The organism is Nocardia sp. NPDC057272 (assembly GCF_042668615.1).
Lineage (GTDB): Bacteria > Actinomycetota > Actinomycetes > Mycobacteriales > Mycobacteriaceae > Nocardia.
In genome coordinates this window covers 36,949-61,345 of sequence record NZ_JBHUYK010000035.1, presented here as the reverse complement: position 1 = coordinate 61,345, position 24,397 = coordinate 36,949, and the positions used below count along the sequence as shown (strand labels likewise).

Annotated in this window: 29 protein-coding genes; 11 read left to right on the top strand and 18 right to left on the bottom strand. The window is 68.0% G+C overall.

The annotated features are described in order from the left end of the window. Positions 1-49 precede the first annotated feature (49 nt). From ACFULV_RS31320 to ACFULV_RS31280, 9 genes are all read right to left on the bottom strand, one after another. Positions 50-706: an MspA family porin gene (locus ACFULV_RS31320; RefSeq protein WP_378635948.1), complete on the bottom strand. Its 657-nt coding sequence runs from the start codon at positions 704-706 to the stop codon at positions 50-52. A gap of 61 nt (positions 707-767) precedes the next feature. Further along, positions 768-1,436 carry an MspA family porin gene (locus ACFULV_RS31315; RefSeq protein ID WP_378663010.1) on the bottom strand — a complete coding sequence of 223 codons (669 nt, stop codon included), beginning with the start codon at positions 1,434-1,436 and terminating at the stop codon, positions 768-770. Between the two features lie 344 nt (positions 1,437-1,780). After that, on the bottom strand, positions 1,781-2,437 hold the full coding sequence (locus tag ACFULV_RS31310) for an MspA family porin (RefSeq protein ID WP_378663008.1): 657 nt from the start codon (positions 2,435-2,437) through the stop codon (positions 1,781-1,783). A 66-nt stretch (positions 2,438-2,503) separates the two neighbouring features. Continuing rightward, positions 2,504-3,184, bottom strand: a complete 681-nt coding sequence (locus ACFULV_RS31305; RefSeq protein WP_378663005.1) for an MspA family porin — start codon at positions 3,182-3,184, stop codon at positions 2,504-2,506. A gap of 524 nt (positions 3,185-3,708) precedes the next feature. After that, positions 3,709-3,930, bottom strand: a complete 222-nt coding sequence (locus ACFULV_RS31300; RefSeq protein WP_378663003.1) for a hypothetical protein — start codon at positions 3,928-3,930, stop codon at positions 3,709-3,711. Next, positions 3,927-4,469, bottom strand: coding sequence for a MogA/MoaB family molybdenum cofactor biosynthesis protein (locus ACFULV_RS31295; protein WP_194826720.1), 543 nt, complete (start codon positions 4,467-4,469; stop codon positions 3,927-3,929). Before ACFULV_RS31295 ends, ACFULV_RS31300 begins: the two co-directional genes overlap by 4 nt. Beyond that, on the bottom strand, positions 4,469-5,893 hold the full coding sequence (locus ACFULV_RS31290; RefSeq protein ID WP_378663000.1) for a trypsin-like peptidase domain-containing protein: 1,425 nt from the start codon (positions 5,891-5,893) through the stop codon (positions 4,469-4,471). The genes ACFULV_RS31295 and ACFULV_RS31290 overlap by 1 nt, the downstream gene beginning before the upstream one ends. A 93-nt stretch (positions 5,894-5,986) precedes the next feature. Further along, complete coding sequence (locus ACFULV_RS31285) at positions 5,987-7,441, bottom strand: ATP-binding protein (protein ID WP_378635934.1); 1,455 nt, start codon at positions 7,439-7,441, stop codon at positions 5,987-5,989. A gap of 9 nt (positions 7,442-7,450) precedes the next feature. Continuing rightward, complete coding sequence (locus ACFULV_RS31280; protein WP_358071318.1) at positions 7,451-8,137, bottom strand: response regulator transcription factor; 687 nt, start codon at positions 8,135-8,137, stop codon at positions 7,451-7,453. A gap of 292 nt (positions 8,138-8,429) precedes the next feature. Between ACFULV_RS31280 and ACFULV_RS31275 the strand changes: the two genes are divergently transcribed. The 6 genes from ACFULV_RS31275 to ACFULV_RS31250 all read left to right on the top strand — a co-directional run bounded on the left by ACFULV_RS31275 (position 8,430) and on the right by ACFULV_RS31250 (position 14,090). After that, positions 8,430-11,210, top strand: coding sequence for an ATP-binding protein (locus ACFULV_RS31275; RefSeq protein ID WP_378662997.1), 2,781 nt, complete (start codon positions 8,430-8,432; stop codon positions 11,208-11,210). After that, a complete protein-coding gene (locus ACFULV_RS31270; protein ID WP_056813970.1) occupies positions 11,207-11,611 on the top strand; it encodes a roadblock/LC7 domain-containing protein in 405 nt (134 codons plus the stop codon). The genes ACFULV_RS31275 and ACFULV_RS31270 overlap by 4 nt, the downstream gene beginning before the upstream one ends. Before the next feature lie 6 nt (positions 11,612-11,617). After that, positions 11,618-11,989 (top strand): DUF742 domain-containing protein, encoded by a 372-nt coding sequence (locus tag ACFULV_RS31265; RefSeq protein WP_056813973.1) that lies wholly within the window; start codon positions 11,618-11,620, stop codon positions 11,987-11,989. A 4-nt stretch (positions 11,990-11,993) separates the two neighbouring features. Continuing rightward, positions 11,994-12,593 carry an ATP/GTP-binding protein gene (locus tag ACFULV_RS31260; RefSeq protein ID WP_266295760.1) on the top strand — a complete coding sequence of 200 codons (600 nt, stop codon included), beginning with the start codon at positions 11,994-11,996 and terminating at the stop codon, positions 12,591-12,593. Further along, positions 12,586-13,362 (top strand): MHYT domain-containing protein, encoded by a 777-nt coding sequence (locus ACFULV_RS31255; protein WP_378662994.1) that lies wholly within the window; start codon positions 12,586-12,588, stop codon positions 13,360-13,362. The genes ACFULV_RS31260 and ACFULV_RS31255 overlap by 8 nt, the downstream gene beginning before the upstream one ends. A gap of 503 nt (positions 13,363-13,865) precedes the next feature. After that, entirely contained in the window at positions 13,866-14,090 is a 225-nt protein-coding gene (locus ACFULV_RS31250; RefSeq protein ID WP_336084385.1) for a hypothetical protein, read from the top strand. A gap of 76 nt (positions 14,091-14,166) precedes the next feature. On the opposite strand, the gene rpmF is transcribed toward ACFULV_RS31250, so the two are convergent. Genes rpmF through mrf form a run of 3 tightly spaced genes read right to left on the bottom strand, consistent with a single transcriptional unit; the run spans position 14,167 to position 15,911 of the window. After that, positions 14,167-14,340 (bottom strand): 50S ribosomal protein L32, encoded by a 174-nt coding sequence (rpmF, locus tag ACFULV_RS31245; protein WP_378635926.1) that lies wholly within the window; start codon positions 14,338-14,340, stop codon positions 14,167-14,169. A gap of 3 nt (positions 14,341-14,343) precedes the next feature. Next, the gene (locus ACFULV_RS31240) at positions 14,344-14,610 is read right to left on the bottom strand and encodes a type B 50S ribosomal protein L31 (RefSeq protein WP_378662991.1); all 267 of its coding nucleotides are present in this window, start codon (positions 14,608-14,610) and stop codon (positions 14,344-14,346) included. Next, on the bottom strand, positions 14,607-15,911 hold the full coding sequence (mrf, locus tag ACFULV_RS31235; RefSeq protein ID WP_378662988.1) for a ribosome hibernation factor-recruiting GTPase MRF: 1,305 nt from the start codon (positions 15,909-15,911) through the stop codon (positions 14,607-14,609). Before mrf ends, ACFULV_RS31240 begins: the two co-directional genes overlap by 4 nt. Before the next feature lie 103 nt (positions 15,912-16,014). On the opposite strand from mrf, the gene rpmB reads away from it, so the two are divergent. The 4 genes from rpmB to rpsR are packed head-to-tail and all read left to right on the top strand — an operon-like array spanning position 16,015 to position 17,030. Next, on the top strand, positions 16,015-16,251 hold the full coding sequence (gene rpmB / locus ACFULV_RS31230) for a 50S ribosomal protein L28 (protein WP_194826729.1): 237 nt from the start codon (positions 16,015-16,017) through the stop codon (positions 16,249-16,251). Positions 16,252-16,260: 9 nt separating this feature from the next. Further along, the gene (gene rpmG, locus ACFULV_RS31225) at positions 16,261-16,431 is read left to right on the top strand and encodes a 50S ribosomal protein L33 (RefSeq protein ID WP_378635921.1); all 171 of its coding nucleotides are present in this window, start codon (positions 16,261-16,263) and stop codon (positions 16,429-16,431) included. Next, positions 16,431-16,736 (top strand): 30S ribosomal protein S14, encoded by a 306-nt coding sequence (gene rpsN / locus ACFULV_RS31220; RefSeq protein WP_378635918.1) that lies wholly within the window; start codon positions 16,431-16,433, stop codon positions 16,734-16,736. The genes rpmG and rpsN overlap by 1 nt, the downstream gene beginning before the upstream one ends. A gap of 36 nt (positions 16,737-16,772) precedes the next feature. Beyond that, positions 16,773-17,030 (top strand): 30S ribosomal protein S18, encoded by a 258-nt coding sequence (gene rpsR, locus ACFULV_RS31215; protein WP_067449582.1) that lies wholly within the window; start codon positions 16,773-16,775, stop codon positions 17,028-17,030. Between the two features lie 59 nt (positions 17,031-17,089). Here rpsR and ACFULV_RS31210 read toward each other — a convergent pair whose 3' ends face one another. Beyond that, entirely contained in the window at positions 17,090-17,647 is a 558-nt protein-coding gene (locus ACFULV_RS31210) for a LysM peptidoglycan-binding domain-containing protein (RefSeq protein ID WP_378635915.1), read from the bottom strand. Positions 17,648-17,817: 170 nt separating this feature from the next. Here ACFULV_RS31210 and ACFULV_RS31205 point away from each other — a divergent pair, with 170 nt between their 5' ends. Beyond that, the gene (locus ACFULV_RS31205) at positions 17,818-18,261 is read left to right on the top strand and encodes a hypothetical protein (RefSeq protein ID WP_378662985.1); all 444 of its coding nucleotides are present in this window, start codon (positions 17,818-17,820) and stop codon (positions 18,259-18,261) included. A gap of 55 nt (positions 18,262-18,316) precedes the next feature. Here the strand turns inward: ACFULV_RS31205 and purH are convergent, their stop codons facing one another. The 5 genes from purH to sucD form a co-directional block, all read right to left on the bottom strand. Continuing rightward, positions 18,317-19,882: a bifunctional phosphoribosylaminoimidazolecarboxamide formyltransferase/IMP cyclohydrolase gene (gene purH / locus ACFULV_RS31200; protein ID WP_378662983.1), complete on the bottom strand. Its 1,566-nt coding sequence runs from the start codon at positions 19,880-19,882 to the stop codon at positions 18,317-18,319. Next, positions 19,875-20,555 carry a phosphoribosylglycinamide formyltransferase gene (gene purN, locus ACFULV_RS31195; protein ID WP_378636340.1) on the bottom strand — a complete coding sequence of 227 codons (681 nt, stop codon included), beginning with the start codon at positions 20,553-20,555 and terminating at the stop codon, positions 19,875-19,877. The genes purH and purN overlap by 8 nt, the downstream gene beginning before the upstream one ends. Positions 20,556-20,591: 36 nt before the next feature. Next, a complete protein-coding gene (locus tag ACFULV_RS31190) occupies positions 20,592-22,115 on the bottom strand; it encodes a DUF6350 family protein (protein ID WP_378662980.1) in 1,524 nt (507 codons plus the stop codon). Positions 22,116-22,229: 114 nt separating this feature from the next. Then, entirely contained in the window at positions 22,230-23,264 is a 1,035-nt protein-coding gene (locus ACFULV_RS31185) for a DUF5336 domain-containing protein (protein WP_378662978.1), read from the bottom strand. 204 nt (positions 23,265-23,468) lie between these two features. After that, positions 23,469-24,386 carry a succinate--CoA ligase subunit alpha gene (gene sucD, locus ACFULV_RS31180; protein WP_378635903.1) on the bottom strand — a complete coding sequence of 306 codons (918 nt, stop codon included), beginning with the start codon at positions 24,384-24,386 and terminating at the stop codon, positions 23,469-23,471. Positions 24,387-24,397: the final 11 nt, after the last annotated feature.

Sequence of the window (24,397 nt, the reverse complement as noted above, 5' to 3'; positions counted from 1 at the left end):
GGTCCTGCACACCGCGGTGTGCAGGACCCGAACTCGATGGTGTCTTCGGTCAGCCGAGGCTGAACGGTGCGCCCCAGAGAGTCACCCAGCTGATGACGTTGTCGGTTTCCACCTCGACGCTCACAAAGGAACGAGCCTGGGCGTAGCCGCCACAGCCGGACAGGCCGATGGTCTCGTCGGCCCAGGTCACCGAGCCCGACCCGCCCTTGAAGGCATTGCGGGTCTTGTGGGATTCGTTGCCGTAGTCGTCGGGCATTTCGAGATCGAGGACGTAGAAGGACTTCGCCTGGCCGGGGCCGACGGTGAGCTCGCCGCCGGTGTTCACTTCGCCGAAGCCGACACCCTCCACGACCTCCCCGCCACTGTCTCCGAGCGCATCACCACCGGAGATATTGACCTGGCAACCCACGGTGTAACCGGGGAAGATCTTGCCACCGCCATCACCGGACACCGAGACCTGCGCACTACCGGAAACCCAGGCGTTGCGATGCGCCGGGGTGGACCCCATGGACGGATTGATATTGGCGGACTCGCCGACCAGGCTGATGTCCACGACAGTGCCGTCGGACAGCGTCTTGGTGATGTGGCCGCCCGGCAGCGGAACGAAGGTGTCGGCATTCGCCGCACCGGTGGACAGCAAACCCAATGCCACGGTCGTCGCGGCAGTGAATCCGGCTACGCGCGCCATGCTCTTACGGTTGATCATCACAGTGACCCCTCGAGGGTGAATTCGTGTGAACGAGAAAGAGTTTCGATTCGGCCGATGATCAGCCGATGCTGAACGGCGCTCCGTACAGCGTGGTCTTGGAGTAGTGGTCACCGATGATCTCGACCACCGAGTAGGACCGGGCCTGGGCGTAACCCGCGCAACCCTGAACCTCGATCTCCGCGTCCTGGTACTCCACCGAATAGACGCCGGGCTTGAGAATATCCTTGGCATCGATCTGCACGAAGGCGACCTGGCCGGGGCCGAGGTGGAGGCCGATCGCGCCACCGGCCGAGGGGCCATCGGTCGATACTCCAGCGGACAACCCGGCAGCGATCGCATCATCACCGATGCTCACCTGGCAACCGACGATGTAACCCGTATTCAGCTGCGACGCACCATGCGTCGAAGAATTGTTGGAGCCGGGACGGTTCGTCGGCCCGTTGTACGGCCCGACCTCGCCCTCCGGCGTGACCTGCACATCGGCGCGGGCATTGCCCGACACCCACACGACACGACCAGCACCGTTGGCGGCCAGCGACGGGGAGATCACGGCATGCTCGCCGGTTCGACTCACAGTGACACCGGGGCCCAGCTTCTGGCCGTCCGGCAGCGGTACGAAGGTGTCCGCGTTGGCAGCACCGGCCGACAACAGACCGATCGTCACGGCCACTGCGGCGCCCGCGCTCCACGCGCCGCGACGCCCGCGGTTGGTGCGGTTCTCGCTCATTCTTCCCCTCGAGGTATACGCAAATCCGACCTCGACCATCGAGGCCGATATCTGTGTTGCGCCCGGACCCAGCTGGGGTGTGTCACGCAGGACAGGCACCGCTGGCAACAGGACAGATGCGCCCTGCCGGGAGGTGGATCGAGAAGCTGGTCGTCACCGGATCGGCGCGACTCTCAGCCGATCGGCGAACGAAAACGCAAGATGATTTCTACTGCCGGGGCAGTCGATTCGGGTTCAACATAGTGAGACTGACTCGTAATGTCCAGCGATACAAGGGTGAGCGCACAACAAAACGGGCCGGTCGCAGAGCGACCGGCCCGTTTCGAGTTCGGGATGCGAACAGATCAGCCGAGGCTGAACGGAGCGCCCCACAGGGTCACCCAGGAGATGACGTTGTCGGTCTCGACCTCGACGGACACGAAGGCACGCGCCTGCGCGTAGCCGGCGCAGCCGCTCAGGCCGATGGTGGTGTCGGACCAGGTCACCGAGCCGGAGCCGTTCTTGAACTTGTTGTTCTTGCTGTGCGATTCGCTGCCGAAGTCGTCGGCCTGCTCGCGGTCGAGAATGTAGAACGAGGACGACTGGCCGGGGCCGAGCGACAGCTCGCCACCGGTGGTGACGCCACCGTCGACGGTCTCGCCGTCCGAGCTGACGTCGCCGCCACCGGAGACGCCGCCGCCCGCGATGTTGACCTGGCAACCCACGGTGTAGCCCGGGTAGATCTTGCCGGAGCCGCCGTCGGAAACGGTGACCTGAGCGCTACCCGAGACCCACGCGTTGCGGTGGACCGGGGTGGAGCCCATGGACGGGCTGATCAGGGCCGACTCGCCGACCAGGGCGATGTCGACGACAGTGCCGTCGGACAGCGTCTTGGTGATGTGTCCGCCCGGCAGGGGGACGAAGGTATCGGCATTGGCCGCGCCCGTCGAGAACAGGCCGACGGCCACGGTGGCCGCAGCGCTGACGCCCGCCACCTTCGCCATGAACTTACGGTTGATCATAGGATTTGTCCCTCGAGGATTGAGTTCGCCGCAGCGAGAAGAAGATTCGTGCCGGATCGAAGAACGTCAGCCGATGCTGAACGGCATGCCGTACAGGGTGGTCTTCGAGTAGTTGTCGCCGATGACCTCGACGACGGTGTACGCCCGGGCCTGCGCGTAGCCGGCGCAGCCCTGGATCTCGATTTCCGCGTCCTGGTAATCGATCGCGTAGGTACCGGCCTTCAGGATGTCCTTCGAGCTGATCTGCACGAACTTCACTTCACCGGGGCCGAGGTTGACGCCGATGGAACCGCCCGCGGTCACGCCGCCGGTGCTGATTCCGCCGGAGACACCGGCGCCGATGGCGTCATCGGCGATGCTCACCTGGCAACCGACGATGTAGCCGGTGTTCAGCTGGGAGGTGCCGTGCGTCGACGAGTTGTTCGAGCCGGGGCGACCGGTCGGGCCGTTCCAGGGGCCGACCTCGCCCTCGGGGGTCTCGGTGACCTCGGCGACCGCGGTGCCCGAGACCCAGACGACGCGACCCGCGCCGTTGGCGGCCATCGACGGCGAGATCAGTGCGGACTCGTGGGTGCGGGTGATGGTCACGCCAGCAGGGCTGACCTTCTGGCCGTCCGGCAACGGCACGAAGGTATCGGCATTGGCGGCACCGGTCGACAGCAGGCCCAAGGCCACGGCGGCCGCGGCAGCGCCGACGCCCGCGGCACGGACGCCACGGCGCACACCGGTGGTGCGGTTCTCGCTCATACTTCCCCTCATCAGGTGTCTAACAGCCGACTTCGACTTTCGAAGCCGGACAAATGGACCTCACAGGGCCCAGATCAGTGTGTCGCCCCTTTGTTGCCGTTACGTAACTAACTGTTATTTCGACGATACGGCCGGGGCCGGTGTGGCGAACCCGAGCCAGGGTTCCACCGGGTGGTTCAACGCACAGAGGTGGGAGTACTGCGGGGACCGATAGTTGGTGGCTCGATGGCGAACATTAAACGCCGTTCCACGGATTCGGCAACGAAAGAGTTCGTAAATTTCACTGTGAAGCACAGCACACATTCGTACATCGCCACATGCCTTGACGTGCATTGATGCAGTCGCGAAGGCTCCTGTCATGCCTCCTTGACAGGAGATGGCCACAGGTAACGATCTGGGTCGCCGAACGACAAAAGACCACGCTTTCGCGTGGTCTCGAGTATTTGTCCGCAGTGCGCGTTCATGCCGTAATCGGCAATTCCAAGGCCGCTTATTACGTAGCGGCTACGTAGATAACGGGCTGATCACCCGTGGTGCGGTGGAACTTGCGACCGTAACCAATCGTCGGTGCCGGAGCCACGTGATCCCTCGCCGCGTTCGTCGCCGGTGGTCTCCGGGAGAACATCGCCGAAGATTCTCGCCAGTCGCGCCGCCTCGGCCGCTTTCCGTCGCAACTCCTGCGCCGCGGCCTGTTCCCGGCCCCGATCATCGGGGCCGGGAACCGCGTCGTGAGAGTCGGATGTCATTCGTCCAGACCGGACAGTTCGCCGATCACCTTGCTGGCCAGCGGGCCGAGGGTGGCCATGCCGTCGCGGACCGACGCGCGCGTGCCGGGCAGGTTCACCACCAGGGTGCTGCCGGAGATGCCTGCCACGCCGCGGGACAGGCCGGCGTCGAGCGAGCCCGCCACCCGGCCGGACGCGCGCAGTGCCTCGGTGATGCCGGGCAGTTCACGGTCGAGCACCTGGGTGGTGGCCTCGGGGGTGATGTCGCGCGGCGACATGCCGGTACCGCCGACCGAGATCACCAGGTCGACGCCGCCGATCACCGCGGTGTTGAGCGCGTTGCGGATCTCGACCTCCTCGGCCTGCACCGTCACCGAGGCGTCGACGAGGAACCCGGCCTCGTTGAGCAATTCGGTGACGAGCGGGCCGAGCGAATCCACGCCGCCATGAGCCGTCCGATCGTCGACGACAACAACCAGTGCACGCCCTGCCACGGGAGCATCGATGTCCATGGTCATCACCGTAGCGCCTACGCACGACAGGTTTGCGTTCGAACGCATCATCGGCCGCCTTCCGCCGCCGCGGCGGTGAGCGTGACCTCGACGGTCTTGGAGTTACCGCCCTGTTCGTCGGTGTAAGTCACCTTCACCTTGTCTCCTGGCTGGTGTGAGCGGACGGCGGCGATCAGCGCGTCGCCGGAGTCGATGGGACGGTCGTCGAGGCGGGTGATGACGGCTCCCGCGGGGATGCCCGCCTTGGCGGCAGGGCCGTCGGGAGTGGCCTCGAGTACGCGTGCGGCGGTGTCCTGCGGGCGCAGTTTGATGCCGATCTGGGCGTAGGTGGCATGGCCGGTCTTGATCAGTTCGTCGGCGACCCGGCGCGCCTGATCCACCGGGATCGCGAAACCGAGGCCGATCGAACCGCTCTGGGTGCCGCCCGCCGCCTCGCCGCCGAGGCTGGCGATGGCGGTGTTGATGCCGATCAGCTTGCCCTGCCCGTCGACCAGCGCGCCGCCGGAGTTGCCCGGGTTGATCGCCGCATCGGTTTGGATCGCGTCGATCACCGGGTTCACCTGGCTCGGCGTGCCCTCGCCGCTGGTCGAGACCGGGCGATTGAGGGCCGAGACGATGCCGGTGGTGACCGTGCCCGCCAGGCCGAGCGGCGAGCCGATCGCGATCACCGGCTGACCCACGGCCAGGCCGTCGGAGGTGCCGAGTTCGATCGGGGTGAGGCCGGTCTTGCCACCGACCTTGATGACGGCCAGGTCGGACACCGGATCCGCGCCGATCATGGTGGCGGGCGCGGTGCTGCCGTCGCTGAACACCACCTCCATCTTCGCCGAGGCACCGGCGCCCGCGGCGACGTGGTTGTTGGTGAGGATCAGACCGTCCGTGGACAGCACGACCCCGGAGCCTTCGCCGGACGCGCGATTGCCCGCGACCTTGATCATCACGACGCTGGGCAACACCCGCTGCGCCACCGCCTGGGTGGACCCGGCGGGCGCGTTGGCGACGTTGTTGACCGCGGGCTTCGGCGCCTCGAGCGCGTTGGTCACCGGCGCGGAACCCGAGTCGGTGGCGAGCACTCCGACAGCACCACCGACACCACCGCTGACCAGAGCCAGCGCCGTCGCACCGGCGATCAGGCCGAGCCGCAGCTGCTTTCGCTGTGGAGCCGGCGCGGGACCGAATGCCTGGGGCTGCGCACCGTGCGGCGGCGGGCCACCGAACGCCATGGGGCCGGTATGGGGCGCGGGACTCCCGAAGGGCGCATGCTCGCTGTGGGCCTGCTGTCCGCCGTAGGGCGCCTGCCCGCCGAAGGGTGCCGGCCCGCCGTGGAACTGGTCGCCGTAGGGCGGCTGGTCGCCGAAGCCCGGCGCCTGCCCCTGGTGCCCGGCCGGCAGCCCCGACTCGGCGGGATGGCCCGCGTCGCCCGGTCCGGAAGCGGCGGGCCGGTCAGCGGTGTGCTGGGGATCGTCGGTCATGGTGTCTGTCTCCTCACGCTTGCTGACCAGCTTCCTGACGGCTACTGAGAGGCGCCTGAGATCGGACTATCAGTTCGCCGTGACTGACGGCGATCACCCGGCGTCGGACTCGTCGAGAACGGTCGGCGCCTCCCCCGGCAACACGATGCGCACCAGCGCGCCGCCCCGATCGGAGGTGTCCACCGCGATGGTGCCGCCGTGTTTGGTCACCACCTGCTTGACGATGGCCAGCCCGAGTCCGGAACCGGGCATCGAGCGCGAGGCGGTCGTGCGGTAGAAGCGTTCGAAGACCAGTTCGCGTTCGCCGGTGGGGATGCCGGGGCCCGCGTCGCCGACGGCCAGTTCGAGCAGTCCGGGACCGGCCGGGCGCATGGTGATCCGCACGACCGCGTCGGGCGGACTCCACTTGGCCGCGTTGTCGAGGACGTTGAGGACGGCCCTTTCCAGCCCCGCCTCGTGCCCGTAGACGAACCAGGGGGCCAGATCGGCCACGAAGGTGATGCCCACCCGTCGGCGGCGCGCACGCTCGAGCGCACGCTCGGCCACCTCGCCGAGATCCACCCGCTCGTACACGGTTTCGGGGGCATCCTCACGGGCCAGGTCGACCAGGTCGCCGACCAGAGTCGACAGCTCACCGATCTGCGCGACCACATCGGCGCGCAATTCGGCCATGTCCTCGTCGGGCAGCCGGGGCGCGCCCGGCCTGCCCGAGGCGATGAGCAGCTCCATGTTGGTGCGCAGCGAGGTGAGCGGCGTGCGCAGTTCGTGGCCCGCGTCGGCGACGAGCCGGCGCTGACGATCGCGTGATTCGGTCAGCGCCCGCAGCATCGTGTTGAAACTCTCGGTGAGTCTGGCCAATTCGTCGTCACCGGTCACCGGGATCGGCGTCAGGTCGTCGGTGCGGGCGACGCGCTCGGTGGCCGCGGTGAGCCGGGCGATCGGGCGCAGACCGGTGCGGCCCACCGCGGTTCCGGCCGCGGCGGCGAGCACGACACCGCACGCGCCGACCACGAACAGCAGCCATGCCAGCTGATCGAGCACCTCGCGGGTGCGGTAGAGCTTCTGCGAGATGATCAGCGTCGCGCCGCTGTGCGTGCGCGCGGCGAGTACCCGCTGGTCACCGACGGTGCGCAGGGAGGAATTGATCTTGCCGTCGGCCACCGCGAGCTCCTGGGCACCGACCGGTGGAATCGTCTGCTGGGGTGGCATATAAGGCTTGTGACCGGCATAGATCAGCGCGACGCCGACATCGTTGGAGAACAGCCCGGCCAGCACGATCGACTGGAAACCGGCGGTCTCGAAATTGTTGTTGATCATCGTCGCCGCGCGGGCCTCGAGCTGGGCGTCGACGTCGGCGTAGAGCGCGCGCGCCACCATCGCGTAGGCGGCGATCGAGGTGACCGCGACCGCGATCAGCACCACCGACGCCGCCAGCAGCGTCACCCTCCAGCGCAGGGACACCGAGCGCGTGAGCGGGGTCGGCGGACGCATCTCGCTCGCGTCCAGCGGCCTGCCGAGAACGGCGACCGCGGGTTCCTTGTGTGCCATCTCGCCCGCCTACGGAGGGGTCTCGCGCAGCACGTAGCCGACGCCACGCACGGTGTGGATCAGTCGTTCCTCGCCGTCGGCCTCGGTCTTGCGGCGCAAATAACCGATATAGACCTCCAGCGCGTTGCCGGAGGTCGGAAAGTCGTAACCCCAGACCTCTTCGAGGATTCGTCCGCGAGTGAGCACCCGGCGCGGATTGGCCATCAACATCTCGAGCAACGAGAACTCGGTCCGCGTCAGGCTGATCGCGCGTTCGCCGCGCGAAACCTCGCGCGTGACCGGATCCAGCGACAAGTCAGCGAACACCATCGCCTCCGACGCTTCACCGGGATCGGGCGTTCGACGACGCAGCAACGCCCGTAAACGCGCCAGCAATTCCTCCAACGCGAAAGGTTTCGGCAAATAATCGTCGGCGCCCGCGTCGAGCCCGGCCACTCGTTCGGACACCGAATCGCGCGCGGTCAAAACGAGAATCGGCAGATCGTCGCCCGTACTGCGCAGCCTTCGGCACACTTCGAGGCCGTCCAGGCGCGGCATCATGACGTCGAGAACCAGCGCATCGGGCCTGGCCGCGGTCACTTTCTCGAGTGCGTCCAGACCGTCGACAGCCAGGTCGACGGTGTAGCCGTTGAAGCTCAGTGACCGGCGCAGTGATTCCCGCACCGCGCGATCGTCGTCGACTACCAGAATGCGCATGTGCTGTAGTTTGCCGTGAACGACTGAGAACGTACTGAGAGGCCTCGGCGCGCCGAACGTCGTGTTCTCACCGGACGTGTGTTGTAGGTCTTGACAAACCTCAACGAATCGTCGTTGTGTCAGCGCATATTCGGCGAATTACAGACCGTGTGGCCCGGATTGCCGATGCCCACTCGGCACGGTATCTTTCCTGCGGTAAAAGAAGACCTCCAGTTGGTTCTGCGCTCGCATCGCTCCGCGACCTCCCCGCGCGGGCCGGGGTCACACGTGGAAGCAGAGGCAACGCACGCGGATGGAACCTGCATCGCGCTCCTGGCAATTCAGCCTGTCCAACTGGTCGGTTACGCGCAAGGTCGGTGTGGTGCTGGTGCTGCCGGTGATGCTCGCGACCACCTTCGCCGTGCTGCGGATCAACAACGAACTGCAGACGATGACGCAGCTGGGTGCGGCCACCGAACAGGCCACCGTCATCCGTCCCGTCGTCAAATTCGCCACCGCCACCGAACAACTCGCCGTCGCCGCGACGGCCAACTGGGGTGCGATCGCCGACCCCCAGACCGACGCCGCGCTCACCACCTACGACCAGGCGCTCGCCGAGGTGCAGAGCGCGCTGCGCTCGGCCCGCATCGATCCCGGCGTCGCCAGTGAACTCACCGCGGCCACCACCACCGGCGCCACCCTGCGCAACACCGTGCGCGGCGGCTCCCCGGCGATGGTCGGCGAGCAGACCGACGAGATCGGCGAACGGATCGGCAACGCGCTGTCCAAGACCCCACAGGTCGAAGACTTCGTCGTGCAGCGCTACTTCCTGCAGCTGACCGCGCTGCACCAGGCCCGCCGGGTGCTCACCCGTGAGCGCACCCTGGTCGTCTCGCCCGAGTCGGGTCGCAGTCAGAGCGCGCGGTCGAAGATGCTCGTCGAGCTCGGCTCCGAAGCGAACATGATCAAGACCTACGGGATGATCCTGCCCGAGCGCGCGGGCAGCCAGGCCGCGCTGCTCGACGCGGTGCAGACCCGGATCAGCGTGTTCAGCCAGAACAACGGTGATCCGACCACCAACGCGGCGGTGCTCAACACTCTCCAGGTGAGCGCCGACACCTACGCCTCCACGATCTCCGCGCTGCTCGACAACATCGACCACACCCTCGACAGCAACACCGCGACGGCACAGACCGGCGCCCTGCGTGAGACCACCCTGGTGCTCGGCATGCTGCTGGCGGGTCTGGCGCTCGCGCTGGCCGTGGCCCGCACCCTCGTGGTGCCTGTGCGCAGGCTGCGCCGCGACGCGCTCGAGGTCGCGCACGTGAAGCTGCCCGACGAGCTGGCCGTGGTCCGCAGCGGCGGCGCGACGCCGGAGATCATGCCGGTGGGTGTGCATTCCACCGACGAGATCGGCCAGCTGGCCCGTGCCGTCGACGAGATCCACGAGCAGGCGCTGAATCTGGCGGGCGATCAGGCCCGCCTGCGCCTGCAGATCGGCAACATGTTCGAGACGCTGTCGCGGCGCAGCCAGTCGCTGGTGGAGCAGCAGCTCGCGCTCATCGAGGAACTCGAGCACGACGAGGACAACCCCTCGCGCCTGCAGACGCTGTTCCGCCTCGACCACCTCGCCACCCGCATGCGCCGCAACGGCGACAACCTGCTGGTGCTCGCGGGCACCGTGCTGCGCCGCGGTCATCTGCCACCGGTGCCGCTGTCGGACATGCTGTGGAGCGCGGTCTCGCAGGTGGAGGACTACCAGCGGGTCGAGATCGGCAACGTGCCCGACGGCGTCGTGGCCGGTGAGTCCGCGGTCGATATCGAGCACCTGCTCGCCGAGCTCATCGACAACGCCCTGCGCTACTCCCCGCCGAGTACGTCGGTGGCGGTCATCGTCGGCCGGGCGGTCGACAGCGGCTATCTGATCGAGATCACCGACCGCGGCCTCGGCATGTCGGCCGAGGACCTGCAGACGACCAACGACCGGCTCGCCTCCGGTGGTGAGGTCACCATCGAAACCGCCCGTCGCATGGGTCTTTTCGTGGTCGGCAGGCTCGCCAAGCGGCACACCATCACCGTCAGCCTGCGCCGTACCAGCGGTGCGGCCCCGCAGCCCGGCATCACGGCCAGCGTGCATCTGCCCAGTGCGCTCGTCGCGCCGTCGCCGCCCATGTCGTCGGGCCCGTCCACCGGGCCGAATCCGATCGTGCCCGCCGGCATCGGCCCGTACGCGCTGACTCCGGCCGACATCACCGGCCCGAATCCGATCATGCCGACCGGACCGCGCCCCTTGGTTTCGCTCGACACCGTGACCGGTCTCGACCTCCCCGCCTCACCGCTTCCCGCGCTGCCGATGTTCGCGGATCCGAATCCGCTCGTCCCGACCAACGGTGCGAGCACACCCAAGAACCCACTCACCAGTGTCGGTCTCCCGCAGCGTGTTCCGGCCGCGGTACCGCCGCCCCCGCCGGACCCGGCCGTCGTCGAACCCGACGAGGACGCGGCACCGGCTGGCATGTGGGCCGAGCACGATCACGACACCGACGATCTCCCGGTGACGACCGATCCGGCGGCACCCGCTCCCGACTCGTCGCCCTTCGGCTTGCCGCAGCGCATCCCCGCGAACGCGCTTGCCGAGCTCGCCGCGTCGTCCGCACCGGCCGCGCCCCAGGAGCCGGAACCCGTGCCGCGTCCCATCGACGTCGACCCGATGCCGACGACGAGCACCCGTTTACAGCCGGTCTCCGGCCCGGCGCCGACCCCGATCTACCAGCGGATGGTCTCGGAGTGGCTCGTCGAACCCGCCTCCGCCCCCACCGAATCCGGTAACGGCAACGGCGCGTCGTGGAGCGCTCCCGGCGACGCGGGCTGGTCGGCCGCCGCCGAGGCGGACCACCCACCCACGTCCTCGCGAACGAGCGGCGGGCTGCCGATCCGCAAGCCGGGCGCTCAGCTCGTGCCCGGTGGGCTCACCCCCGCGGAGGAAGCGGGCGCTCGCGACCCCGAGGAGATCCGCAACAACCTGACCAGACATCTCAGCGGCGTCCGCAGCGGCCGTGCCGAGATCCAGCACAACGACGGAGGCCTCGAATGAGCAACGCGCACCCCACAGACGAGAATCTGAACTGGTTGGTCGCCCGCTTCACCCGCGACGTACCCGGCGTCTCGCACGCGGTGCTCGTCTCGGCCGACGGACTGCTCCAGGCGACCAGTCCGCATCTACCCGCGGACCGCGCCGAACAATTGGCCGCGGTCACCGCCGGTCTGGCCAGCCTGTCGATGGGTGCCGCACACCTGTTCGACGGCGGCAAGGTGATGCAGTCGATCGTGGAGATGCAGCGTGGATACCTGCTGGTGATGAGCGTCGGAAACGGTTCGCACCTGGCGGTTCTGGCCAACAAGAGCCACGACATCGGCCGCATCGGCTACGAGATGGCGTTGCTCGTCGACCGGGTGGGCTCGGCGGTTACCGCCACCGCCCGCTCCGCCGGCTGAGGTGAGATGTCGAGCCCTTACGGATCCGATCACCGGCCGACTACCAGGGTCAGGCCCTATGCGCTGACCTCCGGCCGCACCGAGCCCGCGATCGCGCTGCCCTTGGAGGCGGTCGTCGAGACGGTATCTTATACAGCGCACAACGACTGGTCCGCAGGCGATTTGCGGATCGAAATCGTGCGTCTTGCCACACATCGGCTTTCTGTCGTCGAGATTGCCGCATACCTTGGTCGCCCACTGGGTATGGTCCGGGTGATGATCGGTGATCTCGTAGTGGGCGGGATTCTTCGAGTGCATTCGACGCTGACCGAACAGGCGAGCTACGACGAACGCCGATCACTGATGGAGAGGACTTTGCGTGGACTCCGTGGCCTCTGATGGCATGCGCCCGCCGGCACAAGAACAACGGGTCGCGTCGACCAAGATCGTCGTCGCGGGCGGATTCGGCGCCGGTAAAACGACTTTCGTCGGTGCGGTGTCGGAGATCGTGCCGCTGCGCACCGAGGCGATGGTGACCCATTTCTCCGACGGCATCGACGATCTCGCCGAGACGCCGGAAAAAGAAACCACCACCGTGGCCATGGACTTCGGGCGCATCGTGCTGCCCGGCAACCTGGTGCTCTACCTGTTCGGCACGCCGGGCCAGAAGCGATTCTGGTTCATGTGGGACGACCTGATCCGGGGCGCCATCGGCGCGGTGGTGCTGATCGATACCCGCAGGCTGGAAGACAGTTTCGCCGCCGTCGACTTCTTCGAGGCGCGTGGACTGCCGTTCCTGATCGCGGTGAACCGCTTCCCCAACGCTCCCCGCTTCCCCATCGCCGAACTGCGCGAAGCGCTCTCGGTGCGCGAGGGCATCCCGATCGTCGACATCGACGCGCGCAATGCCGTCGAGGTCCGTCAGGCACTGGCGGCGGTGACCGAATACGCCATCGCCCAGCTCGAGCCGCAGCAGTTCGAAGGAGCGGGCAGGCGTGCCTGATCTGCTCGCCGCGACCGGTGCCGAGACATTCGCGCACGGCACCGGGATCGCGTGGCTCGCGTTGGACCTGTCGGCGCTCGGCGCGCTGGTGGCGTTCGCCTGTATCCGGCATGCGAAGTACTCGATCCGGTTCCGGCTGATCTGGCTGACGATGGCCGCGGTCTCACTCGGCGGGGTCGGGCTGTGGCTGGCGAATTCCGTCGCGCTGCTCGCGATGCGGGTGAACGACAGCACGATGCGCTACAACGTCGCGCTCGGTGCGGCGGCGCTGGCCATCGCGGTGGTCGGCGTCCTGGCCGGATTGCTGATCAGTGGCCGGACCCCCCAGGTGCCGCGGCTGATCATCGGTGGGCTGACGATGGGGTTGAGCGTCGGACTGTCGACCTATCTCACCCTCGACGCGCTCGCCGTGCAAGGCACCGTCGACGAATCGCTCGGCCTCATCGGGGTGTCGGTGCTGGTGTCGATGGCGCTGTGCACCGCGACCCTGTGGGTATCGCAGGTGGTCCGGCGGGTGCCGATGCGGGTGCTGGTGTCGGTGCTGTTCGCGCTCGGCGTCGCGGCGGTGTACTACACGGCCATCGCCGCGCTGAGCTTCTCGATCGATCCGGGTATCCGGACACCGGCCGGGATGCCACTGTTCGACCTGGTGTTCCCGATGTTCGTGATCGGTGCGCTCGGCCTGACCGTGCCGATCACCGCGGTGCTGGTGGCGCCGGATCGACGGGATGTCGCGGTCCCGACACGTCAGCCCGTTCCGGCCCGTTGAGCGCAACCAGCTAACGTCCGGTTTGCCGGAATCTTTCCGGTCTTCCGCCCCGCTGATCCGAACTCGTTCAACCTGCGGCGAACTGCCGCGAAAACCGCCTCTGAAGTGGCGATGAGCGGGTTCCCCATACTCGGGGAACCCGCCCTCCCGCACGAGAGTACATACCTGCGAGGGACTCCGCATCAGTGGTTCGGGAATTTTCTTGTGGCGAAAAACAAACCGAGAGTTGGTAATTCGACCGTCAGCAAATGTTCCGCAAGCCCTTGCGCGCGTCCGTGCCAAGTGGTGTGCATCACACGGGTAACGGGGCGGTTGCCCCACACCCGCCGCAGGGCCCTGAACAGGCACAACAGCACCGCAGTAAGTCCCCTGGACAGATGGCAGGGCAGAACGAACCGCCGAGCCCTCGGAAGCCCACCACGTGGTGCGCCAACCGAGTTATGGTCGCTGAAGGGCGCATTCGTCTCGCCCGGCACATCCAAGGTTCGTTCGAAGGAGTTCGCATGGCCGTCAACGTGGTGCTCGACAAAGTCCTCGACAAGGAATTCGAGAACAAGACGCTCGCCGAAATTCTCGCCGCGCCCCCGTCGGCGCTGGCCGGCCTCACTGAGGCGCACGACAAGCAGCTGCTCGAGGCGCTGAAGATCAAGACCATCGCCGACCTGGGCAACAACAAGTTCTTCCAGCTCGCCGCGACTCTGGTAGCGCTGGCCGAGCGCGAAGGATGACGCGGGCCGCACACCCAGGGCGGTAGAGACAGGCAACGGCCTGCCGGGCGGTTCCGGCAGGCCGTTGTTGTCGGCGTCAGAGCCGGGCGGGGTCGATCATGCCCTTCCGGACCGCGTTGACGATGCGGCGTGGTACTCGGTACTCGACACCGCCCACTGTCACCGGGACCAGCTGCGGGACTTCCGCTTTCCACTGTGCGCGTCTGCTTCGGGTGTTCGAGCGCGACATTCTGCGCTTGGGGACCGCCATGATTCAGCCTTCCTTGCCCGCGCGCGAGCGCTTTCCGTACTTGCGCTCGAACTTCTCGACCCGGCCCTGGGTGTCGAGGTTGCGGGCGGTGCCCGTCCAGAACGGGTGCGAATCCGAGGTCACGTCGACCAGCATGAGCGGGTAGGTGTTCCCGTCGGCCCATTCGATCGTCTGACCACTGGTCGCTGTGGACCTGGTCAGGAACTGCTTCCCGGTGCTCGCGTCCTCGAACACGACGGGGTGATAGTCGGGGTGGATGCCCGGTTTCATGCTGTTTCTCCTCTCGGGTTGGTGCGCTCGCTCGCCGAGGCCGTTGCCTCGGTGGGATCGGCGCAGGGATCTTGATGCCAGTCGCCGAAGGGGTCCTCCCACAACGCGACTCGTTCCGGCGCCCGGTCGACGAGCAGCAGTTCGTCGTCCTCGACCAGCGCCCAGTGCAGGGCGTGCCGGATCTCGGCGGGGTCCGCGTCGTGGGCCAGGATCACCAGCGACACATCGCGATCGCCGAACCGCTCGTCCCAGCCCAGCGCGCCCATCGCCCGCCGATCCGGGTCGGCGCCGGCCTGTTCCTCGGCGCTCATCGCGGCCAGCCAGCGACCGGCGCCGCCGACCCGCAGCCCGCCGCCGGCCGACTCGAGCCAGACCACGTGGTCGGGCTGGGTCGCCAGCCAGATCCGGCCGCGGGCGGTGACCACGCCGTCGAGGAGTACGTCGAGGGCCTCGTGCAGCCGCTCGGGATGGAACGGCCTGCGCGCGGCGAATTCGACGATCGAGACGCCGTAGTCGGTGCTCAGCGGCGGCTGCCCGCGCAGCAGCGGTGCGTGCGCGTCGAAGATCCGGCCCCGGCGTGAGTCCGCGGGCACACGGGTCAGCAGCGCACCGATCTCGATGGCGTCGAAGCCGGACAGCTCGGGCAGCCAGGCGACCGGCGCGGCGGGTGCGAGACGGGCGAGCACGGCGGCCAGCCGCTCGTGATCGAGCGCGTCGGCGCCCGCGGTGAGTACCACCAGCGCGTCGGCGAAGTCGACCTGGCCGACGGCCACCTGCGCGACCGTGCGCTCGTCGTCGGCGGAGGCGAGCCCGCGATCGGCCAGCACCTCGTCACCGGTGGCATCGGCGAGCCACTGCTGCCCGTCCAGGCAGGTCAGCACGGCTTCGATCCGCACAGTGCGGCCCGCGGGCCCGTCGACGCGATCGGCCACCCCGCTGACCTCGACATGCTCGATCGCGTGGCACAGCGCCTCCGCCTCGATGCCGGGATCCAGCGCGAGCACGATCCGCTCGATGTGATCGCGGGTGGCGAGCGTGCACAGCATCGGCAGCAGATCGGCGCGCAGCGTGCACGACACGCACCCGTGCGCCAGTTCGAGCACCGTGGTGCTCACGTTGCCCGCGGTCCGCACCGTGCGCCGCACCACGCCCTCACGCAGCTCGGCGAGGTCGTGATGCACCACCACGGTGCCCGCGTCCTCGCTCAGCGTCGCCGCGATGTGCTCGACGCCGCCCATGGCGGGTCCGGAGAAGCCGGCCAGCAGCACCACGGGCGTTCTCCGGTCTGACTGGTCCAGCACCCGATACCCCTTTCGACAATGATTTTCATTTACCTCACGGCGACTGTACAGTGCGGAATAATCGTTGTCGAAAATGGTTGTCATAACCATGGAAGGAGGTCGCATGTCGGCCCACTGCCAGGTCACCGGTCGCAAACCCGGCTTCGGAAAAGCCGTCTCCCACTCGCACCGGCGCACCAACCGACGCTGGAACCCCAACATCCAGCACAAGACCTACTACCTGCCCAGCGAGGGCCGCCGCATCACGCTGACGGTCTCCACCAAGGGCATCAAGACCATCGACCGCGACGGGATCGAGGCTGTGGTGGCCCGCATCCGCGCTCGTGGGGACAAGATCTAGGAGCTGAACATGGCCTCGAAAGCGACCGATATCCGGCCGATCGTCAAGCTGAAGTCCACCGCGGACACCGGCTTCACCTACGTCACCCGCAAGAACCGCCGCAACGACCCCGACCGGCTGGTCCTGCGCAAGTACGACCCCGTCGTGCGCCGCCACGTCGACTTCCGCGAGGAGCGCTGATGGCGAAGAAATCCAAGATCGCCCGCAACGAGCAGCGGCGCGAGATCGTCGAACGGTTCGCGACCCGGCGCGCCGAGCTCAAGGAGATCATCCGCAAGCCGAGCACCGGCGAGGCCGAACGCTCGGCCGCCCAGGCCGAACTGCGCAACCAGCCACGCAACGCCAGTCCGGTACGATTGCGCAATCGGGACGCTGCCGACGGCCGCCCACGCGGCTACCTCCGCAAGTTCGGCCTCTCCCGTGTTCGTGTGCGCGAGATGGCCCATCGGGGTGAGCTTCCCGGGGTCCACAAATCGAGCTGGTAGAGACTCCCCAAACTGATTCGTGAGAAGGAATATCCCATGGCAGTGAAGCGAGCACCGTCCAAGAAGGCACGCGCCGACCAGGGGCGTAAGCCGAAGAAGAATCCGCTGATCGCCGCGGGCATCGAGTACGTCGACTACAAAGACGTCAACCTGCTGCGGACCTTCATCTCCGACCGCGGCAAGATCCGCAGCCGCCGCGTCACCGGCCTGACCCCGCAGCAGCAGCGTCAGGTCGCCGTCGCGGTGAAGAACGCGCGCGAGATGGCGTTGCTGCCGTTCACCACCACCAAGTAGCGCCGTGAACGCGAGAATGGCCCCGAAGCTGTTGCCTCGGGGCCACTTTCGTCTGCGCCTTACGGGATGGTCAGTACCTGACCGGCGTTGATCAGATCCGGGTTGTCGATACCGGAGGCCGCGGCGATCTCCTGGTAGCGGTTGCCGTCACCGTAGAAGCGCTCCGAGATCGCCCACAGGGTGTCGCCCGACTCGACCGTGTAGGTCTGTGCGGCCGGGGGCGGCGGGACCTCCTCGGCGATCGGGGCGGCCGCGACCGGCTCCGGGGCGGGCAGCGGGTTGTCGGTATTGGTGGCGGTGGCCCACGCGACCGAGCCGTCGGTGCCGTAGAGCACCACGTTGCGGTCGGGCTGCACAACCAGCTTCTCGACGTTCTTGCCGCTGGTGTCGGTCGCCCAGATGCGCGCGCCGCCACCGCTGTAGACGACGAAGTCGCCGTCGTGCTGCAGGGCCGCGCGCTGCGCGTCCTGCCCGTGCGTCATGGCGGCCCAGACGACGTTGCCGTCGGGCTCGGTCAGCACCAGGTTGCCATCCGGCTGCAGAGCCAGGGTGTAGGCACCGCCGGTCAGGGACTGCCCCAGTCCCAGTTCTTCGCCTACGCGCAGCGTGTCGGCCACGTTGTTCCTTTCGAAGATCGCCAATTGCTTCAGCCCAACAGAAGATGCCGGCCGATTGCCGCAGAGCCGCATCGAAGCCGAATGTAGTCGCCGCGGCACGGAAATGGAGGGGTTATGCGCAGGGTTCGCGGAAAGTTCACGGTCGGGCCGTGCCGTCTAGGGTTGACACCATGAGAACGATGTCGCGCTACACCGCCGCCGCGGCAGCCGTGGCCGTGCTGATCGCACCCCTCACCGCCTGCGGATCCTCAGATGACCCTGCGCCTCAACCGAATACGTCGACAACGAACGCCCGCCCCGAAGACCCGAACCCCGGCATCGGGCAGCCCTTCACCGCGGATCCGACCCTGGTGAACCCGCACCCGATCCCGTTCACATCCTGGAACCGGCTGAGCGAGAACAGGATCAGCGTCAACTTCCAGACCGGCAACCCCGAGTGCTACGCCGTGGACGCCTCCGTCACCGAAACCGCCGAGGCGGTCACCGTGTCCCTGCGTTCCGGGACCCGAGCGGACTCCGTGAACAAGATGTGCACCATGAACGCCGTCTTCGGCACGCTGGAGATCCCCTTGGGTTCCCCGCTGGGCAGCCGCGAGGTACTCGACGCCGGATAGCCGAAAACGGGTGCCGCACCGAGGATTCGGTGCGGCACCCGTTTCGGGTCCGGACTCAGTGAGCGAAGTGGCGTGCGCCTGTCAGGTACAGGGTGACGCCGGCTTCCTTGCAGAGTTCGATGGTGTCCTTGTCGCGGATCGAACCGCCGGGCTGCACGATCGCGCGAACACCCGCGGCCACCAGGATCTCCGGCCCGTCCGAGAACGGGAAGAAGGCATCGGAGGCGGCGACGGAGCCCTTGGCACGCTCACCCGCGCGCTCGACGGCTAGCTTGCAGGAATCGACACGGTTGACCTGACCCATGCCGACGCCGACCGCGGCGCCGTCCTCGGCGAGCAGGATCGCGTTCGACTTCACCGAACGGCATGCGCGCCAGGCGAATTCGAGGTCGGCCAGGGTGGTGACGTCGGCCGGGTCGCCCGCGGCGAGCGTCCAGTTGACCGGATCGTCGCCCTCGGCGTCGAGAACGTCGCGGTCCTGCAGCAGCGCACCGCCGCTGATCGGGCGCAGCTCCACGCCCTTGCGCTGCGGCGCGTCGGCCACCAGCACGCGCACGTTCTTCTTGCGCTGCAACACTTCCACGGCACCGGGCGCGTACCCGGGGGCGATGATCACCTCGGTGAAGATCTCGGCGACCTGCTCGGCCATCTCGACACTCACCTCACGGTTGGCCGCGATCACGCCACCGTAGGCACTCACGGGGTCGGTGGCGTGCGCCTTGCGGTGCGCCTCGGCGATATCGCCTGCCACGGCGATGCCACACGGGTTGGCGTGCTTGATCACCGCGACCGCGGGCTCGTCGAAGTCGAACGCGGCCCGCCAGGCGGCGTCACCGTCGGTGTAGTTGTTGTACGACATCTCCTTGCCGTGCAACTGCTTCGCCTGCGCGATCCCGACCGTGCCGTCGTTGCTGGTGTACAGCGCGGCGGCCTGGTGCGGGTTCTCGCCGTAGCGCAGCACCGCGGCGCGCTCCCACGAACCGGCGACCCAGCCGGGGAACTGCTCGGTCTCCTCGGCGACGGCGGGCACGGCGACCGAGCCCATCCAGCTCGCGACGGCCACGTCGTAGCTCGCGGTGTGCTGGAAGGCCTTGGCGGCCAGCGCGGTCCGCTCGGCGAGGGTGAACCCGCCGGACTTCACCGCGGCGAGCACGTCGTCGTAGTCGGTGACGTCGACGACCACACCCACCGACGGGTGGTTCTTCGCCGCGGCACGCACCATCGACGGCCCGCCGATGTCGATCTGCTCCACACACTCGTCGACGCTCGCGCCGCTGGCCACGGTCTGGGTGAACGGGTACAGGTTCACCACCACCAGCTGGAACGCCTCGACGCCCAGCTCCACGAGCTGGTCGACATGCTCGGCGCGGCGGGTGTCGGCCAGGATGCCCGCGTGCACGCGCGGATGCAGCGTCTTGACCCGGCCGTCGAGGGTCTCCGGGAACCCGGTCAGATCCTCGACCTTGGTGACCGGAATCCCGGCCTCGGCGATCTTGCCCGCGGTCGACCCCGTCGACACCAGCTCCACACCGGCCGCGTGCAGCCCGGCGGCGAGCTCGACGAGCCCGGTCTTGTCGTAGACGCTCACCAGCGCCCTCTGGATCGCCTTACGTTCACTCACCGGCGTGCTCGCTCACTGGTATTTCTGCCTTTCGTCCGTCGGAGACAATGCCTCGCGTCGCGACGGCGGCGATGACCTCCGCCAGTAACCGTCGCTCGACAACCTTGATGCGCTCCTGCAGCGTGTCCTCGTCGTCGCCGGGCATCACGGCGACCGCTTCCTGCGCGAGGACCGGGCCGGTGTCCACGCCCGCGTCGACCAGGTGCACGGTGCAGCCGGTGACCTTGACGCCGTAGGCGAGGGCGTCACGCACCCCGTGCGCGCCCGGGAACGACGGCAGCAGCGCGGGATGGGTGTTGATGAGACGACCGCCGAAACGTTCCATGAACGCGGGGCCGAGGATTTTCATGAAGCCCGCCAAGACCACCAGATCGGGCTTGTGCGCGTCGACGGCCTCGGTGAGGGCGACGTTCCAGGCGTCCCGGTCGGAATAGTCTTTGAGCCCCACCTTGAAGTGCGGCACTCCGGCGGCCTCGGCGTGCGCGGTGGCCGGGCAGTCCCGGTCGACCCCGACTGCCACGATCTGCGCCGGGTAGCCGGGCTCGCGTGCGGCGGCCAGCAGTGCGTTGAGCAGCGAGCCGGTGCCCGAGGCCAGAACGACGACGGTGGCCGGTGTTCTGGCGGGCTTCCACGGGGCAAACGAGGACGTCAGCGCTCTACTCCTGCGTGTGATCGGGCGGCGGCGATGGCGATAGGCGCCGGGTCGAGCTTAGCGACCGGGGGTCTTGTCCTCGTCCGGCAGGTCCGACTCGACCACTTCGACGTCGACGATGTCGTCGGCGGGCTCGTCGGTCGAGCCGGGTGCGGCGATGCTCACTTCGAGGTCGTCGTCGAAGTCCTCGACCAGTTCGCCGTCGACTTCTACTGCGGGATCGTCGTATTCGACAGCGTCGGCGTACTCGTCGGGATCGTCGTCGTCCTCGTCGTCGTACTCGTCCTCGTCCTCGTCGTAGTAGTCGTCGTCCTCGTAGTCGTCGGCGTCGTCGTAGTCGTCGTACACCTCGGCAGGCGCGGTCGGTGCCAGGAAGCGGCGGGCGAACACCATGCCGACGAAGCCGCCGAATCCGAACCAGGTGACCATCAGCACGACCAGCATCAGCAGATCGACGCCCACCCACCCGACGGCGCCGAGCTGACCGCTGCCGAGGATCGCGAGCATCAGGAACGTCAGCGTGGACAGCGCGGCGCAGGTGAGCGTGGCCCACGGCGCGCCGGGCCGGTCATCGCTGGTGCGGCCGAGTTCGATCCCGCCGAGCACGCCGACGGCGAGCGGGACCAGCAGCAGCGCCGCCCACCACGGGGACACGGGCCCTTCCGGCACGGGGATCAGCGCGGGCAGCACCGGCATGTGCCCGCCGGTCACGCCGAACAGCCCGACCGAGCCCGCTCCGAACAGCACCGCGGCGCCGCTGAGGATCCCCGCCGCGCCGATCACCACATTCGGCAGATAGAGCAGGGAAAGCAAGGTCATACCCAGCACGTCGGTGACGTTGTGGGCCTGCTGGAAGGCACCGTCGAGCCGGGACAGATGCACGAAGAAGGAGATCACGGTGGCCAGCACGGCGCAGCCGAGCATGCGCAACACGGTGCGACGCGCCGCGCGGGCGCCGAGGACCGCCCATTCCGGGATCTCGATCGGCACCAGCGCGCACAGCGAACTCCACGCCCGGCCGGCGATCCCGGCGGCGGCCGCGAACAGATACAGCACGAACACCCAGCCGAACGCCGCGATCGGACCCGACGATTCGAGCGGGGTGACGCCCGCGGCATCGCCGGTGACGGCGAGGCAGACGGCCGTCATCAGCAGCGGTCCGGCCAGCACGGCACCGGTCAACCAGCCCAGTTCGACGGGAGTCGGGCGGTTCGGGACGGCCCGCGCGCATTCGCGGCCGGCCAGCCAGACCAGCACGGCCGTCGGCGCCAGCGGCAGCAGGCCGAGTGTCGTCCTGCCGACCGTGAGCGGAACCTGGTGGGCGGCAAGCCACGTCGCGGCGACCGCGGCGGGCGCACTGGTGAGATCTGTGCCGGTGGTGAGCATGACCACGAGGACGAGCAGCACCGTCGCCGCCAAGGCGGTGATCGTCGGCCTCGCCGCGACCAGCAGCAGGGTGCGCGCCCGCTCGGGCGAGAGCGACCACCAGCCGGGCTCCTGCCCGGGCGGTGATGCGGCGATTGTCTCCCCGGTGCCGCGTGACCCGGAGGTCCGGCGCACGAGGGCGTTACGGGAGCTCATGACAATTCAGCGTGGCAGCTTCCCCGGCGGCCGGGGGTCAGGCGCGCCGCGAGCCCACAGGCGTACCTGTGGGCTCGCGATCGAACCTGAACCACCGTGCGGCAGCCGTCGGTTTTACTTGTTGTCGTCGTTCGGACGGAACGCGGTGGTCGCATCGGCCGCCGGATCGGCGGTCTGCTCGCCACCGAAGGGCTGCGGCTGACCGGGCGACGACGGCTGCGCGCCACCGTAGGTCGGCGCACCGAACGGCTGGCCCTGCTGCTGCCCGCCGAACGTCTGCGTCGCGCTCTCGTCGGGACGCGGCTGTGCCTGCGGCGCCGCACCATACGGCGAGGGCTGCTGCGCCTGCGGGGCACCGTACTGCTGGCCGTACGGCGACTGCTGTGCCGGCTGACCGTAGGACTGCTGGCCCGGCTGGCCGTAGGACGGCTGCTGCGCCTGCGGCACCGACGGCTGGCTCTGCTGGCCGTACGGCGACGGCGACTGCGTCGGGTACTGCCCACCGGTCTGGGCCTGGCCGTAACCGGTCTGCCCGTAGGGCTGCTGGCCGGTGCTCTGGCCGTAGCCCTGCTGGCCGTAGCCCTGCTGCGCGTACTGGCCGTACTGGTTCTGCTGCTGCTGCTGCGGCTGGGCCGGTTTCGGCGCGGGCACCTTGATGATGCCGAGCCCGAACAGCAAGGCCAGCACCATCAGCACAGCGACGATGAACGAGAACGCGGCCACCGCGAACGCGCCCCACTGCAGTTCCATGCCCTCGCCCACGCTGATCAGCGAGACCACGATACCGACGAACGAGGCCACGGCCAGTGCCGCGGCGACGCCGAGAACGTTCTGCTTGGGCAGCAACGACAGCCCGGCGAGCAAGGCGGCGGCCAGGATCAGTGTCGCGAGGGCGCCGCTGCTCGACTCGAACATGCTGCCGGTGCTGGTCTCACGCAGCGCGGTGAAGCCGACGTACGGCGCGAAGCCGAGGAGGAAGGTGACGACGCCGAGTCCGGCGGCGGCCGCGGTCAGGATGAACGGCAGTCCTTTGCCATCCGAACCGGTCGCGGTCGATGGCGAAGCCGCGGCGGCTCCGGTACTCGGGCCCTGAGGCGCGGCGGGTGTCGCGGGTGTGTTGTACCCGGAGCCCCCGGTCGGGTATGACATGTCTCGTCGTCTCCTTGTCGAGTCGTGCGCATCGGTCGCGTCGAACTGACTGGTGCCTGATCCGATACCTGACGCTACTGCACGCCACGGCCCCGGTCATCCCCTACCGATGCAGGCTGTGGATAAACCACCGCCTGTGGATGAATCGACGAAGGCCGCCCAGGTTAAACCTGAAGGCGGCCTTCGACAGTGTGAGATTTCAGATCACGCAGAAGCGATGGACGCCTTCTCCAGGATCTCGCGAGCGAGCGCGGCGGTGGCGGACGGCGTCTTGCCGACCTTCACGCCTGCGGCCTCGAGCGCTTCCTGCTTGGCCTGCGCGGTACCGCCACCACTGGAGACGATGGCGCCGGCGTGGCCCATGGTCTTGCCCTCGGGCGCGGTGAAACCGGCGACGTAGCCGACGACCGGCTTGGTCACGTTGGCCTTGATGTAGGCGGCCGCACGTTCCTCGGCGTCGCCACCGATCTCGCCGATCATGACGATGATCTTGGTCTCGGGGTCCTTCTCGAACGCCTCGATGGCGTCGATGTGGGTGGTGCCGATGACCGGGTCGCCGCCGATGCCGATCGCGGTCGAGAAACCGAAATCGCGCAGCTCGTACATCATCTGGTAGGTCAGGGTGCCCGACTTCGACACCAGGCCGATCGGGCCCTTGCCGGTGATGTTGTTCGGGGTGATGCCGACCAGCGCCTCGCCGGGGGTGATGATGCCGGGGCAGTTCGGGCCGATGATGCGGGTCTTCTCGCCCTTTTCGACGTTGTAGGCCCACGCGAAGGCGGAGTCCTGCACCGGGATGCCCTCGGTGATGACCACGAGCAGCGGGATCTCCGCGTCGATGGCCTCGATGATGGCGTCCTTGGAGAAGGCGGGCGGCACGAACGCGATGGAGGTGTCGGCGCCGGTCTTCTCGATCGCCTCGGCGACGGAGGCGAACACGGGCAGCTCGATCTCGTTGCCGTCTTTGTCGGTGTGCTTGACCGTGGTGCCGGCCTTGCGCGCGTTCACGCCGCCGACGACGTTGGTGCCCGCCTTCAGCATCAGCGCGGTGTGCTTGGTGCCCTCGCCGCCGGTGATGCCCTGGACGATGACCTTGTTGTCCTTGTTCAGGAAGATGGACATGTTCGCTGTTC